Annotated in this window: 16 protein-coding genes and 1 other annotated feature; of the genes, 14 read left to right on the plus strand and 2 right to left on the minus strand. The window is 44.1% G+C overall.

Translation table 11 applies throughout. The features are described from left to right. Positions 1-7: 7 nt before the first annotated feature. Positions 8-505 (minus strand): hypothetical protein, encoded by a 498-nt coding sequence (locus tag NZD81_RS01540; RefSeq protein WP_015714465.1) that lies wholly within the window; start codon positions 503-505, stop codon positions 8-10. 229 nt (positions 506-734) lie between these two features. On the opposite strand from NZD81_RS01540, the gene hemA reads away from it, so the two are divergent. From hemA to cotN, 8 genes are all read left to right on the plus strand, one after another. After that, the gene (gene hemA / locus NZD81_RS01545) at positions 735-2102 is read left to right on the plus strand and encodes a glutamyl-tRNA reductase (protein ID WP_014664862.1); all 1368 of its coding nucleotides are present in this window, start codon (positions 735-737) and stop codon (positions 2100-2102) included. A 7-nt stretch (positions 2103-2109) separates the two neighbouring features. Beyond that, positions 2110-2940 carry a cytochrome c biogenesis protein gene (locus NZD81_RS01550; RefSeq protein ID WP_003222575.1) on the plus strand — a complete coding sequence of 277 codons (831 nt, stop codon included), beginning with the start codon at positions 2110-2112 and terminating at the stop codon, positions 2938-2940. Between the two features lie 32 nt (positions 2941-2972). Beyond that, on the plus strand, positions 2973-3917 hold the full coding sequence (gene hemC / locus NZD81_RS01555; RefSeq protein ID WP_014664861.1) for a hydroxymethylbilane synthase: 945 nt from the start codon (positions 2973-2975) through the stop codon (positions 3915-3917). Next, positions 3907-4695: a uroporphyrinogen-III synthase gene (hemD, locus tag NZD81_RS01560; protein ID WP_014664860.1), complete on the plus strand. Its 789-nt coding sequence runs from the start codon at positions 3907-3909 to the stop codon at positions 4693-4695. The genes hemC and hemD overlap by 11 nt, the downstream gene beginning before the upstream one ends. Beyond that, positions 4692-5666 carry a porphobilinogen synthase gene (gene hemB, locus NZD81_RS01565; RefSeq protein WP_071581540.1) on the plus strand — a complete coding sequence of 325 codons (975 nt, stop codon included), beginning with the start codon at positions 4692-4694 and terminating at the stop codon, positions 5664-5666. The genes hemD and hemB overlap by 4 nt, the downstream gene beginning before the upstream one ends. Before the next feature lie 29 nt (positions 5667-5695). Next, positions 5696-6988 carry a glutamate-1-semialdehyde 2,1-aminomutase gene (gene hemL / locus NZD81_RS01570; protein WP_289859231.1) on the plus strand — a complete coding sequence of 431 codons (1293 nt, stop codon included), beginning with the start codon at positions 5696-5698 and terminating at the stop codon, positions 6986-6988. Between the two features lie 130 nt (positions 6989-7118). Next, on the plus strand, positions 7119-8825 hold the full coding sequence (locus NZD81_RS01575; RefSeq protein WP_282372957.1) for a LysM peptidoglycan-binding domain-containing protein: 1707 nt from the start codon (positions 7119-7121) through the stop codon (positions 8823-8825). Positions 8826-8857: 32 nt separating this feature from the next. Beyond that, positions 8858-9883: a spore coat protein CotN gene (cotN, locus tag NZD81_RS01580; RefSeq protein ID WP_282372956.1), complete on the plus strand. Its 1026-nt coding sequence runs from the start codon at positions 8858-8860 to the stop codon at positions 9881-9883. An 18-nt stretch (positions 9884-9901) separates the two neighbouring features. Here the strand turns inward: cotN and NZD81_RS01585 are convergent, their stop codons facing one another. Continuing rightward, entirely contained in the window at positions 9902-10093 is a 192-nt protein-coding gene (locus NZD81_RS01585; RefSeq protein WP_003222590.1) for a hypothetical protein, read from the minus strand. Between the two features lie 165 nt (positions 10094-10258). Further along, positions 10259-10481 (plus strand) — a binding site (T-box leader). A 59-nt stretch (positions 10482-10540) separates the two neighbouring features. On the opposite strand from NZD81_RS01585, the gene valS reads away from it, so the two are divergent. From valS to radC, 6 genes are all read left to right on the plus strand, one after another. Then, the gene (gene valS, locus NZD81_RS01590) at positions 10541-13183 is read left to right on the plus strand and encodes a valine--tRNA ligase (RefSeq protein ID WP_282372955.1); all 2643 of its coding nucleotides are present in this window, start codon (positions 10541-10543) and stop codon (positions 13181-13183) included. 59 nt (positions 13184-13242) lie between these two features. Continuing rightward, the gene (locus NZD81_RS01595) at positions 13243-14535 is read left to right on the plus strand and encodes a bifunctional folylpolyglutamate synthase/dihydrofolate synthase (protein ID WP_136654297.1); all 1293 of its coding nucleotides are present in this window, start codon (positions 13243-13245) and stop codon (positions 14533-14535) included. Positions 14536-14674: 139 nt separating this feature from the next. Beyond that, positions 14675-15421 (plus strand): prepilin peptidase, encoded by a 747-nt coding sequence (locus NZD81_RS01600; protein ID WP_282372953.1) that lies wholly within the window; start codon positions 14675-14677, stop codon positions 15419-15421. Between the two features lie 133 nt (positions 15422-15554). Continuing rightward, positions 15555-16553 carry an SPOR domain-containing protein gene (locus tag NZD81_RS01605; protein ID WP_282372952.1) on the plus strand — a complete coding sequence of 333 codons (999 nt, stop codon included), beginning with the start codon at positions 15555-15557 and terminating at the stop codon, positions 16551-16553. Positions 16554-16704: 151 nt separating this feature from the next. Further along, on the plus strand, positions 16705-17274 hold the full coding sequence (locus tag NZD81_RS01610; protein WP_040082267.1) for a Maf family nucleotide pyrophosphatase: 570 nt from the start codon (positions 16705-16707) through the stop codon (positions 17272-17274). A 36-nt stretch (positions 17275-17310) separates the two neighbouring features. Continuing rightward, positions 17311-18006, plus strand: a complete 696-nt coding sequence (gene radC, locus NZD81_RS01615) for a RadC family protein (RefSeq protein ID WP_014664850.1) — start codon at positions 17311-17313, stop codon at positions 18004-18006. Positions 18007-18025 lie beyond the last annotated feature (19 nt).

The raw sequence follows: 18025 nt of genomic DNA on the forward strand, positions 1-18025 counted from the left end.
GTTTTATTTATCGTATAGATTTTTTCCGTTTTATCAATAATAACAATAAACTGATTCCAATAAAGACAAACGGCCAATACTCCTTCAGAAGTGCTGTTGGAATATGCGCAGACTCAAGCCACGCCATAATTTGTTTGAAAAAGTACAAAAACAGGGAAAAACAAATCATCGACACAGCCTCATATACATATTCTTTTTTTTGAACGGTTGAAACGAGTAGTGAGAAGCCGATCATAAAGAGAAGCATTTCAAAATCATCCGGCCACCATACCCATTTCGGCTTGGCAAAAAAGTGTAAACCGATCCCGAAGAGAAGCAAACCGATAAAGAAATGGGGTGCAACGGCTTCTTTTTTTCCTTGATATACAAAGGCTGCGCCTAACAGCATGAGGAGAACAGGCCATTGATCCTGTCCTGAAAACAGTTCCGCTTGGCCGCTTTCAAGCCAAGCATATACAGAAGCGGCAAGCAGCAGACAAGGGAATAAAATTGATTTTTGTTTCATGCATATCACCTTCTTGTTTTTTAGAGCTGATGTGTAGTAAATTTCTGCTGTTTTTGGTATTGTCAATAGGAATGCTTCTTTTCCTTGAAGCTTTTTCTAATATAGCATAAGAATTTTAAAATCTGTTCACATTTTGTGAAAGAATCTATGTTATAATTATTATAAATAATGAGTTCTATGTTAGAATAATTATAAATTAAGATTGGGCGTTGGGGGTGTAATTAAAGCGATGCATATACTTGTTGTGGGAGTAGATTATAAATCCGCCCCTATTGAGATACGTGAAAAAGTAAGTTTTCAGCCGAATGAGCTGGCAGACGCGATGGTGCAGCTGAAAGAAGAGAAAAGCATTCTGGAAAACATCATTGTCTCCACCTGCAACCGCACTGAAATTTATGCGGTAGTCGACCAGCTCCATACCGGCCGTTATTATATAAAAAAGTTCTTAGCTGATTGGTTTCAATTAAGCAAAGAAGAGCTGTCACCGTTCTTAACGTTTTATGAGAGCGATGCAGCTGTTGAGCATTTATTCCGTGTAGCCTGCGGACTTGACTCTATGGTGATTGGCGAAACGCAGATTCTCGGACAGGTACGCGACAGCTTTAAAACAGCTCAGCAAGAAAAAACGATCGGGACTATTTTTAATGAGCTGTTTAAGCAGGCCGTTACAGTCGGCAAACGGACTCACGCCGAAACAGACATTGGCTCAAATGCGGTGTCTGTAAGCTATGCTGCAGTTGAACTTGCTAAAAAAATCTTCGGAAATCTCTCAAGCAAGCACATATTGATTCTCGGTGCGGGAAAAATGGGCGAGCTTGCTGCGGAAAACCTGCACGGACAAGGAATCGGCAAGGTCACTGTCATTAACCGAACATACTTGAAAGCCAAGGAGCTTGCTGACCGTTTCTCCGGTGAAGCGAGAAGCTTGAATCAGCTTGAAAGCGCGCTTGCGGAGGCTGATATTCTAATCAGTTCAACCGGTGCAAGTGAATTTGTCGTGTCCAAAGAGATGATGGAAAACGCGAATAAGCTTCGCAAGGGACGTCCGCTGTTTATGGTGGACATTGCCGTGCCTAGAGATCTTGATCCGGCGCTGAATGATCTTGAAGGTGTTTTTCTTTATGATATCGACGATCTGGAAGGCATTGTAGAAGCGAACATGAAAGAGCGGAGAGAAACCGCTGAAAAAGTTGAACTGTTAATTGAAGAAACCATTGTCGAATTTAAACAATGGATGAATACACTTGGTGTTGTGCCGGTTATTTCTGCATTGCGCGAAAAGGCGCTTGCCATCCAGTCAGAAACGATGGACAGCATCGAGCGTAAGCTGCCTCATTTAAGCACAAGAGAGAAAAAACTGTTGAACAAACACACCAAAAGTATCATTAACCAAATGCTGCGTGATCCGATTTTAAAGGTGAAAGAGCTTGCAGCAGATGTTGATTCTGAAGAAAAGCTCGCGTTGTTTATGCAGATTTTTGATATTGAAGAAGCTGCGGGACGTCAAATGATGAAAACCCTTGAAAGCAGCCAGAAGGTCCACTCTTTTAAAAAGGCTGAATCAAAAGCGGGCTTTAGCCCACTTGTAAGTGAGTGAAAGCTGAATGATTGATACTGCAATGGCAAGACTTAATGAGGGGACAATCGTCATTTACGCGTTAAGTGTACTCTTTTATTTTATAGATTTTCTTCAACACAACCGGAAGGCTGGAAAAATGGCCTTCTGGTTGCTTTCTATTGTCTGGACTCTGCAAACCGTGTATTTGGCCTATTTTATGTGGGTGACGGGGCGGTTTCCGGTATTAAATGTCACGGAGGCGCTTTATTTTTATGCCTGGGTGCTTGTCACGCTGTCACTTGTACTGACAAAGCTTTTACGTGTTGACTTTATTGTGTTTTTTACAAATGTTATAGGATTTTCTATGATCGCCATTCACACATTTTCACCGACAGAGCAGCAGTCAGCGGCTTTTTCCGGGCAGCTTGTGTCAGAACTTTTGGTGATTCATATTACAATGGCGATTCTTTCATACGGCGCTTTTTCCCTTTCTTTCGTTTTTTCTGTGTTGTACATGTTTCAATATCATCTGCTGAAAAAGAAAAAGTGGGGAAAATGGCTGTTGAGAATAGAAGATTTATCAAAGCTTGATTATATGGCGTATGTTTTAAATGTGATCGGCGTTCCGATGCTGCTGCTGAGTTTGATTCTCGGCGTTATTTGGGCATATGTCTCTCTAGAAACGCTGTATTGGTTTGACGCCAAAGTGCTTGGTTCATTTGTCGTCCTGCTGCTGTACAGCTATTATCTTTATATCAGGCTGATTAAAGAGCTGCAAGGAAAGGTCGCTGCACTGTGGAATACGGCTTGTTTTCTCGTGCTGATGATCAATTATTTCCTGCTTGGAAGCCTGTCGCAATTCCATTGGTTCAGTTAAATGATGTCCCAAGCAGATTCGGGAGGAAAGAAATGATGAGAACGATTAAAGTAGGTTCCAGACGAAGCAAACTCGCTATGACTCAAACAAAATGGGTTATCCAAAAACTGAAAGAAATCAACCCTTCGTTTACTTTTGAAATTAAAGAGATCGTGACAAAGGGTGACCGGATTGTCGATGTCACACTCTCAAAAGTGGGTGGAAAAGGGCTGTTTGTCAAAGAAATTGAACAAGCGCTTTTAAACGAAGAAATTGATATGGCAGTGCACAGCATGAAGGACATGCCTGCTGTTTTGCCTGAAGGCCTTGTGATCGGCTGTATTCCTGAACGGGAAGATCCTCGTGATGCCCTTATTTCAAAGAATCGCGTAAAGCTTTCAGAAATGAAGGAAGGCGCTGTCATTGGCACAAGCAGTTTAAGAAGAAGCGCACAGCTTTTGATTGAGCGGCCTGACCTTACAATTAAATGGATTAGAGGGAATATAGATACGAGACTTCAAAAGCTTGAAACAGAGGATTATGACGCGATTATTTTAGCCGCTGCCGGCCTTTCCAGAATGGGGTGGAAGCAGGATGTCGTAACCGAATTCCTTGAGCCTGAGCGCTGTTTGCCTGCTGTGGGGCAAGGAGCACTGGCGATTGAGTGCCGAGAATCGGATGAAGAGCTGTTGGCGTTGTTTTCTCAGTTTACAGATGAATATACAAAACGGACTGTTTTGGCAGAACGTGCTTTTTTAAATGCGATGGAGGGCGGCTGCCAGGTTCCGATCGCAGGCTACTCTGTGTTAAACGGACAGGATGAAATTGAAATGACAGGGCTTGTCGCTTCTCCTGACGGCAAAATCATTTTTAAAGAAACCGTCACCGGGAACGATCCGGAGGAAGTAGGAAAGCGTTGTGCCGCTCTTATGGCTGACAAAGGAGCAAAAGATTTAATTGATCGTGTAAAACGGGAGCTTGATGAGGATGGAAAATGATTTTCCCCTGAAAGGAAAAACAGTGCTTGTCACCCGGAATAAGGCACAGGCTACATCATTCCGGCACAAAGTGGAGGCGCTCGGCGGAAAAGCGGTTTTGACCTCTTTGATTACGTTTCGCCCCGCTTTGCCGAATGATGTTGCGGAACAGGTGAGAGAGGATCTTGCCGCGCCAGGCTGGCTTGTTTTTACAAGCGTGAATGGGGCAGACTTCTTTTTTTCTTATCTGAAGGAAAATCAGCTTATTCTCCCTGCACATAAAAAAATTGCGGCCGTCGGTGAAAAAACCGCCTGCCGTTTAAAAACGCATAACGTATCGGTTGATGTGATGCCACAGGACTATATTGCTGAACAATTGGCTGCAGCTCTTAAGCAGCATGCTGAACCGGGAGAGCGGATTACCGTGATGAAGGGGAATTTGTCACGTGATGTGATAAAACAAGAGCTTGTTCCGCTCGGTTTTGAAGTGAAGGAATGGGTTCTCTACGAAACGATTCCGGACGAAGAAGGCATCAAGGCACTGAAGAAGGCTGCGGGTCAATATTCCTTTGACTATGTAACATTTACGAGTTCATCAACCGTACATACGTTTATGCATGTCTTGGGAGAAGAATTAAAAAAGTGGAAGGCGAATGAGACTGCCTGTATCACCATCGGACCTTTAACAAGGGACGCCCTTCTGACGTATGGCATTACATCGTATACACCAGATACATTTACAATAGATGGCATGCTTGAGTTAATGTGCAGCATGTCTAGAGAGGAAGAGAGAATATGAGTCAATCATTTAATAGACACCGCCGCCTGCGGACATCAAATGCAATGAGAGAGATGGTAAAGGAAACACGTTTGCATCCATCCGATTTTATCTATCCGATTTTTGTCGTAGAAGGGCTTGAAGGCAAAAAAGCTGTTCCGTCAATGCCTGATGTTTATCATGTATCATTAGATCTATTGAAGGATGAAGTAGCTGAGCTGGTCAAACTGGGAATTCAATCTGTTATCGTGTTCGGCATCCCGGAAGAAAAGGATGATTGCGGAACTCAAGCGTACCATGATCATGGTATCGTTCAAAAAGCCATCACGGAAATTAAAAAACACTTCCCTGAAATGGTGGTTGTCGCTGACACGTGCTTATGCGAATATACAGACCACGGCCATTGCGGACTTGTCAAAGATGGGGTCATCCTCAATGATGAATCGCTTGAGCTTTTAGCACAGACAGCTGTCAGCCAAGCGAAGGCAGGTGCGGATATCATTGCGCCATCAAACATGATGGACGGATTTGTTACAGTGATCAGAGAAGCGCTCGATAAAGAAGGATTCGTCAATATTCCAATCATGTCTTACGCTGTAAAATATTCAAGTGAGTTTTACGGTCCGTTCCGTGACGCAGCAAACAGCACACCGCAATTTGGTGACCGCAAAACATATCAGATGGATCCTGCCAACCGTATGGAGGCACTCCGCGAAGCACAATCAGATGTCGAGGAAGGCGCGGACTTTTTGATTGTCAAACCTTCGCTTTCATATATGGATATCATGCGTGACGTGAAAAATGAGTTTACTTTGCCGCTCGTCGCTTATAATGTAAGCGGAGAGTATTCAATGGTGAAGGCTGCAGCGCAGAACGGCTGGATCAAGGAAAAAGAAATTGTGTTGGAAATTTTGACAAGCATGAAGCGCGCGGGTGCGGACCTGATTATTACGTATCATGCGAAAGACGCAGCGAAATGGCTTGCGGAGTAATTTTATTCAGTTGACAGGAGTTGAGGCAGATGAGAAGCTATGAAAAATCAAAAACGGCTTTTAAAGAAGCGCAAAAACTCATGCCGGGTGGTGTGAACAGTCCCGTTCGCGCATTTAAATCGGTAGACATGGACCCGATTTTTATGGAGCGCGGAAAAGGCTCGAAAATCTTTGATATTGACGGGAATGAATATATTGACTACGTCTTGTCATGGGGGCCTTTAATTTTAGGACATACGAATGACCGCGTTGTTGAAAGCCTTAAAAAAGTGGCTGAATACGGGACAAGCTTCGGTGCTCCGACAGAAGTGGAAAATGAACTGGCAAAGCTCGTTATTGATCGTGTGCCATCTGTAGAAATTGTACGTATGGTCAGCTCCGGAACGGAGGCTACAATGAGCGCCCTCCGTTTGGCAAGGGGCTATACGGGCCGCAACAAGATTCTAAAATTTGAGGGCTGCTACCACGGACACGGCGATTCCCTCTTGATTAAAGCAGGTTCAGGTGTAGCCACTCTCGGTCTGCCTGACAGCCCTGGTGTGCCTGAAGGCATTGCAAAAAATACCATCACCGTTCCGTACAATGATTTAGAAAGTGTAAAGCTTGCTTTCCAGCAATTCGGTGAAGACATTGCGGGAGTCATTGTAGAGCCGGTTGCCGGAAATATGGGCGTTGTTCCGCCGCAAGAAGGCTTCCTGCAGGGTCTGCGTGATATCACTGAGCAATATGGCTCCCTGCTGATTTTTGATGAAGTGATGACAGGCTTCCGGGTCGACTATAACTGCGCTCAAGGCTACTTCGGCGTAACGCCTGACCTGACTTGTTTAGGAAAAGTAATCGGGGGCGGACTTCCTGTTGGCGCTTATGGCGGAAAGGCAGAAATCATGGAGCAGATCGCTCCGAGCGGTCCGATCTATCAAGCGGGTACATTGTCAGGCAACCCGCTTGCGATGACGGCTGGATTAGAGACATTGAAGCAGCTGACACCTGAATCCTACAAGGATTTCATCAAAAAAGGCGACAGGCTGGAAGAAGGAATTTCAAAAGCCGCCGAGGCACATGGCATTCCGCATACCTTTAACCGTGCAGGTTCCATGATTGGTTTCTTCTTTACAAACGAACCTGTCATCAATTATGAAACAGCGAAATCATCAGATTTGAAGCTGTTTGCAAGCTATTATAAAGGGATGGCAAATGAAGGGGTTTTCCTTCCGCCATCACAATTCGAAGGACTGTTTCTCTCAACGGCCCATACTGATGAAGATATTGAAAACACAATTCAGGCAGCTGAGAACGTATTTGCTGAGATCAGCCGCAGATAAGAGTGAAAACCGGCATAAAGGACTCCTTGTGCCGGTTTTTTCGTGCGCTCCCACTCATATTTTCTCCAGTTTATACATACACCTTTAGTGACATCTAATTTTAAGGATTAGATGAAAGGAGGATATGAACTTGCCGCAAAATCAACGATTGCAATTTTCTGTAGAAGAATCGATCTGTTTCCAAAAAGGACAGGAAGTTTCTGAACTGCTTTCAATTTCATTAGATCCTGATATCAGGGTTCAGGAAGTAAATGATTATGTATCAATCAGAGGATCGCTTGAACTTACAGGTGAGTACAACATAGATCAAAACAAACATACCGAAGAGATGTATACAGATAAGCGGTTTGTTGAGCAAGTCAGAAAGAGAGAGGATGGAAGTGCGGAACTGGCTCACTGTTTTCCTGTGGATATTACCATTCCAAAAAATAAAGTGAGCCATTTACAGGATGTCTTTGTTTTTATTGACGCATTTGACTATCAATTAACGGATTCGCGCATTTTAACAATTCAAGCTGATTTAGCGATCGAAGGTCTTTTGGATGATACGCAAGACAAAGAACCGGAGATACCTTTATATGAAGCTTCTGAGGCGTTCAGGGAGGAAGAGCTTTCAGAGCCGCCGGCACATAATGTAGAAGAACCAGGTGCATCATCGGCAGAGAAAGCAGTTCTTCAGGATGAACCGCCAGAACTTTTTGTCTCAAAAGCAGGGCTCCGTGAAGAACTGGAGACAGAAAAAGCAGAATCTGAGCCGCCTGAATCGGTTGCTTCAGAACCAGAGGCCAGAGAAGATGGAAAAGAGGAAGACGAGGCTGAAGAGCCTGCAGTGATGGAAGCAGAGGTTCGTACAGAATCGGAAACAGCAGAATCGGAGCCAGAACCTGCTGCTTCAGAAATAGAGATTCAAGAGATCGGTAAAGCAAAAAAAGAAACGGCAGAGCCGGCAGCTGCAGCAGATGTTCGTGAAAAAGCAGACTCTCCAGCGGAGGATGAGCTTCATGAACACGCTGGCGCAGAAGAATCGCCTGCATTGGAAGCTGAACTTCATTCAGAGACTGTGGTCAAAGAGGAAAAAGCAGAAACATCTATTCATGAATACGCATTGCGTCAAGAGGCTCAAAATGAAGAAGAGCCTCAATCGGATCAGGCTGGTACGGCGCTTTGTCAAGAAGAGCCGGAACCGGATGGAGCTTTGGAGAATGTACCAGAGGCCGCTCTCTCCATAGAAGAAAACAGAGAGAAAAAAACAGCTTCGGCAGTATATGCGGAGAGTGACAAAGCCGATTTACATTTCCATTTCAATCAAAAAACAAGCTCGGAGGAGGCATCCCAAGAAGAATCGCCTGAACCAGCCTATCGTACCTTCCTGCCCGAACAAGAAGAGGAGGATTCTTTTTATTCAGCGCCTAAGCTGCTGGAGGAGGAAGAACAAGAGGAAGAAAGCTTCGAAATTGAAGTGAGAAAAACACCACCGGCTGAAGAGCCTATGGAAGAAACACCTTTTCAATCCTTCCAGCTGCCTGAATCCTCTGAGACTGAAAGGAAGGAAACGAATGCTGTTCCTAGGGTTTCTCCTGCTGCTGAAACGAAGGAACCTCAAACAAAGGAAAGTGATAATTCTCTTTATCTAACGAAACTTTTTACAAGAGAAGAGGATGAGTTTTCGAGAATGAAAATCTGCATTGTGCAGCAGGAAGATACGATCGAACGTTTATGCGAACGGTATGAAATTACATCCCAGCAGCTGATCAGGATGAATTCTTTAGCCTTGGATGATGAATTAAAAGCAGGACAGATTCTCTATATTCCTCAATATAAAAATAGCCATGCATAAACCGTAAGCGATCGGAAAATGTGGTGAATGAAATGGAAGATACCCAATCGGTTCTTCAGGAATACGGACTGACTGCTCAATTTATTGAGCCTGTCAGTCCTCTTGTTTGGAAAGTGTATACAGACTACGGCGTATTCGCCCTGAAAAAGTTGAAAGAGGGTCGCGGCAGGCAATTTACAGATCATATGGTGGCGATTGAGGAAAAAGGTTTTCGTTCTTTTGTTCCTGTATACAGAACAAATAGCGGTGAGTTTTTCTCAGCAGGCAGGCAATACGGAGATACCTACTATTTAATGCCTTGGCTCCAATTTGACCAAGAAGAAGAACGTGATCAGAAACATGCTTATTTATTTAGAGAGACAGCCCGCCTTCACGAAAGAACCATGCAGGAACTAAAGGTTAGGCGTGATGAGATTGAACGGTATTACGGTCAAACGAAAAAAAAGTGGGAACATGATAAGATCTTCTATGAACAGTTTGTGGATAGAGCAGAGAAGGAGTGGTACCTTTCTCCTTTTGAACTTCAGGCCATCACCTATTTTTCAGAAACCATTTCCGCGGTGAACTTTGCGCTAGAGCGGCTGGAGGACTGGTATGAGTCGGCAAAGGAAAAGGACGTTTCAAGGGTTGTAATGAACCACGGCAGCCTGTCTATACACCATTTTCTATATAATGATACCGGGACCGGATATTTTACAAACTTCGAAAGAGCTTCTGTCGGTCCGCCGCAAAACGACCTGCTCGGCTTTTTTACAAAAATGTTCAGAGGCTTTCCGAAAGCTTGTCCGGAATGCGTCGAATGGTTTTATGGATATACGAAATCATTTCCTTTACGTGAAGCGGAAGTCAGTCTATTTCTCAGCTATATGGCTTATCCGCAAGCCATGTACAAGGTGCTGAACGGTTATCAAACCGGGAAAAGACAGCATGAAAAAGAGGAATGTACACAATTATTAAAGGCGTATTGGCAAATGAAAAATATAGAGCCGTTTGTGATGAAAATTCATCAGATTGAACAAGAGAAAAAATTTCAGGCTGAAAACGAGTCCACGTCTTAATGGCGCGGACTTGTTTGTTTATATCCATTCTAAATGAAGGGCGCAAGCTAAAAAGATTAGGATTGCGAGCAGCAAAACATCAAAGGTTGTCGGAAAGAAAATGGTTCTGATTCCTTGAAAAATCGTAATGGGAATAATCACTTGTGCGGATACAAGCCGAATTTGCCTGACCCATGGCGGCAGCGAATAAGAGCTGAAACGTTTCTTCACAGTGCATCCTCCTCTACGCATTTACAAGCATCATATGTAAACTTGGGCAATAGGTGCCTGCCTATCTGTATAGAAAGCGGTGTTTTTGGAAAAGATGATTGACGAATCAAAAACACTTTTACTATAATAAAGAACATAAATAATGTATACAATGAGCTGATAAATACACCTGCTTAGAACGGGAAGAGTACAAAAAAGGCGCATGCAGAGAGAGAAGCCGTTTGCTGAAAGGCTTCTTATGCTGTCTGATTGGAAGGTCGCCCGGGAGCATAATTTCTTGAAGGAAGAGTAGAGAAATTCGGGAAACACCCGTTATCCGTTATAAGTGCATGAACTGATAGAGTTCATGAAAAAAGGTGGTACCGCGAAAGAGTTTTTCGTCCTTTTACAGGGATGAAGAGCTCTTTTTTCGTTCTCAGCCATTTTTAAACATGCTGGAGGGTTATGATGGAAACGAATGAACAAACAATGCCGACGAAATATGATCCGGCAGCGGTCGAAAAAGACCGATATGATTTTTGGCTAAAAGGCAAATTTTTTGAAGCGGGCAGTGACCAGGCAAAAGAGCCATACTCTGTTGTCATCCCGCCGCCAAACGTAACTGGAAGACTACACCTTGGCCACGCATGGGATACAACGCTGCAAGACATTGTAACAAGAATGAAACGCATGCAGGGCTATGATGTGCTGTGGCTGCCTGGCATGGACCACGCCGGCATCGCGACACAGGCTAAAGTGGAGGCGAAACTTCGTGAAGAAGGCAAATCCCGCTACGATTTGGGCCGTGAAAAATTCCTCGAAGAAACGTGGAAGTGGAAGGAAGAGTATGCTGACTTTATTCGCAGCCAGTGGGCGAAATTAGGTCTTGGCCTTGATTATTCCCGGGAACGTTTTACGCTGGATGAGGGCTTAAGCAAAGCGGTACGGGAAGTATTCGTTAAGCTTTATGAAAAAGGCCTGATCTACAGAGGCGAATATATTATTAACTGGGACCCAGCGACAAAGACAGCCCTATCCGACATTGAGGTGATTTACAAGGATGTTCAAGGCGCGTTCTATCATATGAGCTATCCGCTTGCTGATGGGACAGGTTCAATTGAAATTGCGACGACACGTCCTGAAACGATGCTCGGTGATACAGCAGTTGCCGTGCACCCTGAAGACGAACGCTATAAACACCTTATTGGAAAAACGGTGATCCTGCCGATTGTAAATCGTGAAATTCCGATTGTCGGTGATGACTATGTTGATATGGAATTTGGTTCAGGTGCGGTGAAAATTACGCCTGCTCATGATCCGAACGACTTCGAGCTTGGCAACCGCCACAATTTAGAACGCATTCTTGTCATGAATGAAGACGGCACGATGAATGAAAATGCATTGCACTATCAAGGTATGGATCGTTTTGAATGCCGCAAAAAGCTCGTGAAAGATTTACAGGAAGCGGGAGTCCTCTTTAAAATCGAGGATCATATGCATTCTGTCGGCCATAGTGAACGAAGCGGGGCTGTTGTGGAGCCTTATCTTTCTACACAATGGTTCGTGCGCATGCAGCCGCTTGCTGATGCAGCGATTGAACTGCAAAAGAAAGAAGAAAAAGTCAATTTTGTGCCTGACCGTTTTGAAAAAACGTATTTACACTGGATGGAAAACATTCGCGATTGGTGTATCTCCCGTCAGTTGTGGTGGGGCCATCGTATTCCTGCCTGGTATCATAAAGAAACAGGAGAGCTATATGTCGGGCTTGAAGCGCCGGAGGAGAGCGAAAATTGGGAACAGGATACAGACGTGCTGGATACATGGTTCAGTTCTGCGCTATGGCCTTTCTCCACAATGGGCTGGCCTGATGTAACAGCTGAAGACTTTAAACGTTACTATCCGACAGACGTTCTCGTGACAGGGTATGACATCATTTTCTTCTGGGTGTCACGCATGATTTTCCAAGGCATTGAATTTACAAACGAGCGCCCGTTCAAGGATGTTTTAATTCATGGTTTAATCCGTGACGAGCAAGGCCGGAAAATGAGTAAATCTCTTGGCAACGGTGTCGATCCGATGGATGTCATTGACAAGTACGGAGCTGATTCTCTGCGTTATTTCCTTGCGACTGGAAGCTCTCCTGGCCAGGATCTGCGCTTCAGCTATGAAAAAGTGGAATCGACATGGAATTTTGCCAATAAAATTTGGAACGCCTCTCGTTTTGCATTAATGAACATGGATGGCATGACGTACGATGAGCTTGATCTGTCAGGCGAAAAATCAGTCGCTGACAAGTGGATTTTAACGCGATTAAATGAAACGATCGAGCACGTGACCCAGCTTGCTGACCGATATGAATTTGGTGAAGTCGGACGCCATTTATATAACTTTATTTGGGATGATTTCTGTGACTGGTATATTGAAATGGCGAAGCTTCCGCTTTATGGAGAAGACGAAGCGGCTAAGAAAACTACCCGCTCCATCCTTGCTTACGTGCTTGATCAAACGATGCGTCTGCTCCATCCGTTTATGCCATTCTTAACAGAGGAAATTTGGCAGCACCTTCCTCACCAAGGGGAATCGATTACAGTAAGTCAATGGCCTGTTGTCGTGCCGGAGCATACCGATACTGAAGCGGCAGCTGACATGAAGCTTCTTGTTGAGCTGATCCGTTCTGTGCGTAATATCCGCAGTGAAGTCAATACGCCAATGAGCAAGCTGGTTGAACTGTATATTAAAACAAGCACAGACGAAATAGCAGCCCGCCTCGAAGCGAACCGTTCATATGTTGAACGCTTTACGAATCCGAGTGTGCTTAAAATCGGCACGGATATCGAGGCTGTTGATAAAGCGATGACGGCCGTTGTTTCAGGAGCAGAGGTTATTCTTCCGCTTGAAGGCTTAATTAATATTGATGAAGAAATTGCCCGTCTGCAAAAAGAATTCGATAAGCTGACGAAAGAAGTCGAGCGCGTCCAAAAGAAACTTGGAAATGAAGGATTTATGAAAAAAGCGCCTGCACACGTAATTGATGAAGAACGTGAAAAAGAAAAAGATTATGTGGCAAAGCGTGACGCTGTTCAAAAACGAATGGCTGAGCTGAAGGGCTAATGAAAAGCCGAGGCGGTTTCTAGAGAAACCGCCTTGTCTTATAAAAGAGGGGATTATCATTGTTTACTGCATATCAAGAAGCGCGCAGCTGGATTCACGGGCGGCTGAAATTCGGGGTGAAACCCGGGCTTGGCCGAATGGAGCAGCTGATGGCGCGTTTAGGACATCCTGAAAAAAAAATCCGCGCGCTCCACGTCGCAGGAACAAACGGTAAAGGATCAACTGTCGCTTTTATCCGTTCTATGCTGCAGGAAGCCGGATATACGGTAGGAACGTTTACATCGCCTTATATCATTACGTTTAATGAACGGATCAGCGTAAACGGGACACCGATTACAGATGAGGAATGGACAGCACTCGTTAATCAAATGAAACCGCACGTTGAAGCCCTTGATCAAACGGAACACGGGCAGCCGACAGAATTTGAAATTATGACGGCCTGTGCATTTTTATATTTTGCAGAATTTCATAAGGTAGATTTTGTTATTTTTGAAACAGGTTTGGGCGGCAGATTCGATTCTACGAATGTAGTAGAGCCGCTTTTAACTGTGATCACAAGCATCGGACACGATCATATGAATATTTTGGGAAACACCATTGAAGAAATTGCAGGAGAAAAGGCCGGTATTATTAAAGAAGGTATTCCAATCGTTACAGCAGTTACCCAGCCCGAAGCTTTACAGGTCATCCGCCATGAAGCTGAACGGCATGCTGCGCCGTTCCAGTCATTACATGATACCTGTGTTATTTTCAATGAAGAGGCTCTGCCTGCAGGAGAACAGTTTTCATTCAAAACGGGCGAAAAATGTTATGAAGATATTCGGACATCCTTGATTGGCACCCACCAAAGACAAAATGCTGCTTTATCCATTTTGGCTGCGGAGTGGCTCAATAAGGAGAATATTGCCCATATCAGTGATGAAGCGTTAAGAAGCGGGCTTGTGAAGGCTGCTTGGCCTGGACGGTTAGAGCTTGTTCAAGAAAATCCTCCAGTTTACTTAGACGGTGCGCATAACGAAGAAGGTGTTGAAAAGCTGGCGGAAACGATGAAGCAGCGTTTCGCCAATTCACGCATTTCTGTGGTATTTAGCGCGTTAAAGGACAAACCGTATCAGAACATGATTAAAAGACTGGAAACCATAGCTGATGAGATTCATTTTGCTTCTTTTGATTTTCCCCGTGCTTCTCTTGCAAAAGATCTCTATGATGCAAGTGAAATCAGAAATAAAAGCTGGAGTGAAGATCCAGACGATGTGATCAATTTCGTAGAAAGCAAAAAGGATTCACATGAAATTGTGCTGATTACCGGATCTCTTTATTTTATTTCTGACATTCGCAAACGGTTGAAATAAACGCATCAGGCTCCGGCAGAATCGAAAAAAGATTCTGCCGGCTTTTTTATGTGTAAAATTGCATAATCCCGATTGGAGTTCAAGTTTCTCATTTTGCTACAATCTATACCAGAACTCAGTGAGTAAAGGTGTGTTGTCTATGCTATTCATTCTTTTTATCTTCGGGCTTATCCTTGGTTCTTTTTACTATACGGCCGGGCGCCGTATCCCCTTACATCTATCTATTATCGCGCCCCGTTCATCATGCTCGTTTTGCCGGCGGGCTTTGACCCCTGCAGAATTAATTCCCATCCTGTCATTCCTATTTCAAAAAGGTAAATGTAAAAGCTGCGGGCATAGGATTTCTTTTATGTATCCCGCGGCTGAGCTTTTGACAGCGTGTTTATTTGCCGCCGCAGGAATACGCTTTGGCATGTCGCTGGAATTGTTAACCGCTGTCGTGTTTCTCTCTCTTCTCATTATTGTTGCAGTGACAGATCTTCATTATATGCTGATTCCAAATCGAATATTGATTTTTTTCCTTCCCTTTTTGGTCGCTGCGAGATTGATTTCTCCGCTTGATTCCTGGTATGCAGGCCTGTTAGGTGCTGCAGCCGGATTTCTATTTCTGGCTTTAATTGCCGCAATCACTCATGGGGGAGTAGGGGGAGGAGATATTAAATTATTTGCGGTGATTGGCTTTGTGCTTGGTGTGAAAATGCTGGCGGCTGCCTTTTTCTTTTCTGTTTTAATAGGCGCATTGTACGGGTCGGCAGCTGTTCTGACTGGTAGACTCGCCAAAAAGCAGCCGCTTCCCTTTGCCCCCGCAATAGCGGCAGGGAGTATTTTAACCTATTTATACGGGGACTCTATCATTTCGTTTTATATCAAAATGGCATCGGGATGACTGCTGAAAAATTTGACGAACGTTTTTTGGACAAGACGACAAAAGTCTTGTTCTTTTTTTTTTCGCCTGTGCTAAAGTGTGTAGCATGAAAAGCCGACAAGAACGGTCAAGCAAATGAAGGGAGGAAGCGGAATTGAAAAAAAGAAAGAATAAAAAAAACAGTAAAGCCGCAGAAAAAGCCCTCAAGGTGACGATTAATGGAAAAGAAGAGACAGTTTACGAACAAGAGACGCAAGATACAGAGGCGGATAAAAGCATGACATTTTCAAATTGGGAGGAAAAAAGAAAGGCAGAACAAGAGGTTGCGGCATCCCAGGAACATCCTGATGAAGATGAATTTAATTGGGATTCCGAGGAGGACAAGGTGTTTAAAGAGGACCCTAAAGTTGTACCTCCTTATCAAAAGAAAAAATCAAAGTCTTATGCAAAAGGAAAGACCGGGACTGCCAAACCAGTAAAAAGAGTGGCTGCGACGATTGCCTTCGCGGCTGTCATTGGCACTGGGTTAGGGCTATTCGCGTTAAGCATGTCGGGGAATAAAGAAGCGTCAGCACCGGCCTCTTTAGAGGATTCTCTAGGCAGCCAAACGGCAAAAGCCGGAGATGCTTCTGCTGATAAACAAACCTCAGGCACAGAAAAACAAGCGGCACAAACTGAAGGTACATACAAAACATACGCTGTGCAAGCCGGAAAATTTTCAAATGAAAAGGGTGCCGAAACGTTAACAAAACAATTGACCGAAAAAGGTTATTCCGCCGTGTCACTGTCAAAGGATGATGGGTATACGTATGTTATTGCAGGCTTAGCAAGTGAAAAGGATGTCTCACAGCAGTTAGGACAGCTTTTAATCGACAGTGATTTTGAAGCTTGGGGAGGAAAGGAGCTTTCTTTATCAATAGAGTCGGATATGACAGATTCTTTTAAGGAAACAGCGGAGCTTGCGACAAAGGCGATTCTCGGCGAAGACATTGCAAAAGCGAGTGTAGAAAAAATAGAAAAGTCGCTTGGTGAAACAAAAGCGTCAGAAACAGGAGAGAAAAAAGCGATTCTGCAGGCATTAAAGGAGTTAGAGGAGCCAAGTGCTGCAGCCGGATGGAAGGCTCAGCAGCAGCTGTTAGCCGTCGTTAAATAAGAGAAAATGCGTGAGCCTTCGTCCTTTAGTGACAGGCTTTTTTTATTTTGTCATGAAAAAGTTATTTTTCTGAAATTGTGACAAGCCCCGTGATTTGGTAGGATAAACGAGTATCTTTTTTTCTTAAGCAAACCCTGAAAGGATGACGAACATGACAAAACCGCTAATACTTGCATCACAATCTCCGCGCAGGAAAGAACTCCTCGATCTTCTCCAGCTGCCCTACTCCATTATTGTCAGTGAAGTAGAAGAAAAATTAAATCGAAACCTTTCACCAGAAGAAAACGTCCAATGGTTGGCAAAACAAAAAGCTAAGGCTGTTGCTGATCTCCACCCGCATGCAATTGTTATCGGTGCTGATACAATGGTATGCCTTGACAGCGAATGCCTCGGAAAACCGCAGGATCAAGAAGAAGCTGCATCCATGCTGCGGAGGCTTTCAGGCCGAAGTCACTCAGTAATAACCGCGGTCAGCATTCAAGCTGAAAATCACAGCGAGACTTTTTATGATAAGACAGAAGTTGCGTTTTGGCCCCTCAGTGAAGAAGAGATTTGGACGTATATTGAAACAAAAGAGCCGATGGATAAAGCAGGTGCATACGGCATCCAAGGAAGAGGCGCGCTTTTTGTAAAGAAAATAGACGGAGATTATTATTCAGTCATGGGCCTTCCTATATCAAAAACAATGAGAGCTCTACGTCATTTTGATATAAAGGCATGATGATTTTATAAACGGGAAGGGAAAGAAAAGGAGTGCTTGGTCATACACGATCTGCCATTAAAACTCAGAGATTTCCCAACGAAAGAAAAGCCAAGAGAACGGCTCCTGAAAGTCGGAGCCGAGAACTTAGCGAATCATGAACTTTTGGCTATATTATTGCGGACAGGGACTAAACACGAATCTGTTTTGGAGCTGTCAAACCGGCTGCTGCGCTCTTTTGACGGGCTGCGTCTGCTGAAGGAAGCATCGGTTGAAGAGCTGTCAAGCATCCCTGGAATCGGTATGGTAAAAGCGATTCAAATACTGGCAGCAGTTGAACTCGGAAGCCGGATTCATAAATTAGCCAACGAAGAACATTTCGTCATTCGCTCCCCGGAAGACGGCGCTAATCTTGTCATGGAGGATATGCGCTTTTTAACCCAGGAGCATTTTGTCTGTTTATACTTAAATACAAAAAATCAAGTCATCCATAAACGCACCGTATTTATCGGAAGCCTGAATTCATCTATTGTCCACCCGCGAGAGGTGTTTAAAGAAGCGTTTAAACGATCTGCCGCTTCCTTTATCTGTGTTCATAATCATCCATCTGGAGATCCAACGCCGAGCAGGGAAGATATTGAAGTGACAAGACGGCTGTTTGAATGCGGAAACCTGATTGGCATCGAGCTGCTCGACCATTTGGTGATCGGGGACAAAAAATTTGTGAGTTTAAAGGAAAAAGGATATTTGTAACACTTTTTTTTTCGTCGAA

The organism is Bacillus sp. B.PNR1 (assembly GCF_030386235.1).
In the GTDB taxonomy this organism is placed as follows: domain Bacteria; phylum Bacillota; class Bacilli; order Bacillales; family Bacillaceae; genus Bacillus; species Bacillus stercoris.

What these genes read in the sequence shown, in the direction of transcription:
- hemL (WP_289859231.1), top strand. Translation starts at nt 5,696, where the DNA reads ATGAGAAGCTATGAAAAATCAAAAACGGCTTTTAAAGAAGCGCAAAAA.
- hemA (WP_014664862.1), top strand. Translation starts at nt 735, where the DNA reads ATGCATATACTTGTTGTGGGAGTAGATTATAAATCCGCCCCTATTGAG.
- hemB (WP_071581540.1), top strand. Translation starts at nt 4,692, where the DNA reads ATGAGTCAATCATTTAATAGACACCGCCGCCTGCGGACATCAAATGCA.
- NZD81_RS01550 (WP_003222575.1), top strand. Translation starts at nt 2,110, where the DNA reads ATGATTGATACTGCAATGGCAAGACTTAATGAGGGGACAATCGTCATT.
- NZD81_RS01600 (WP_282372953.1), top strand. Translation starts at nt 14,675, where the DNA reads ATGCTATTCATTCTTTTTATCTTCGGGCTTATCCTTGGTTCTTTTTAC.
- hemC (WP_014664861.1), top strand. Translation starts at nt 2,973, where the DNA reads ATGATGAGAACGATTAAAGTAGGTTCCAGACGAAGCAAACTCGCTATG.
- hemD (WP_014664860.1), top strand. Translation starts at nt 3,907, where the DNA reads ATGGAAAATGATTTTCCCCTGAAAGGAAAAACAGTGCTTGTCACCCGG.
- NZD81_RS01540 (WP_015714465.1), bottom strand. Translation starts at nt 505, where the DNA reads ATGAAACAAAAATCAATTTTATTCCCTTGTCTGCTGCTTGCCGCTTCT.
- valS (WP_282372955.1), top strand. Translation starts at nt 10,541, where the DNA reads ATGGAAACGAATGAACAAACAATGCCGACGAAATATGATCCGGCAGCG.
- cotN (WP_282372956.1), top strand. Translation starts at nt 8,858, where the DNA reads ATGGAAGATACCCAATCGGTTCTTCAGGAATACGGACTGACTGCTCAA.
- NZD81_RS01610 (WP_040082267.1), top strand. Translation starts at nt 16,705, where the DNA reads ATGACAAAACCGCTAATACTTGCATCACAATCTCCGCGCAGGAAAGAA.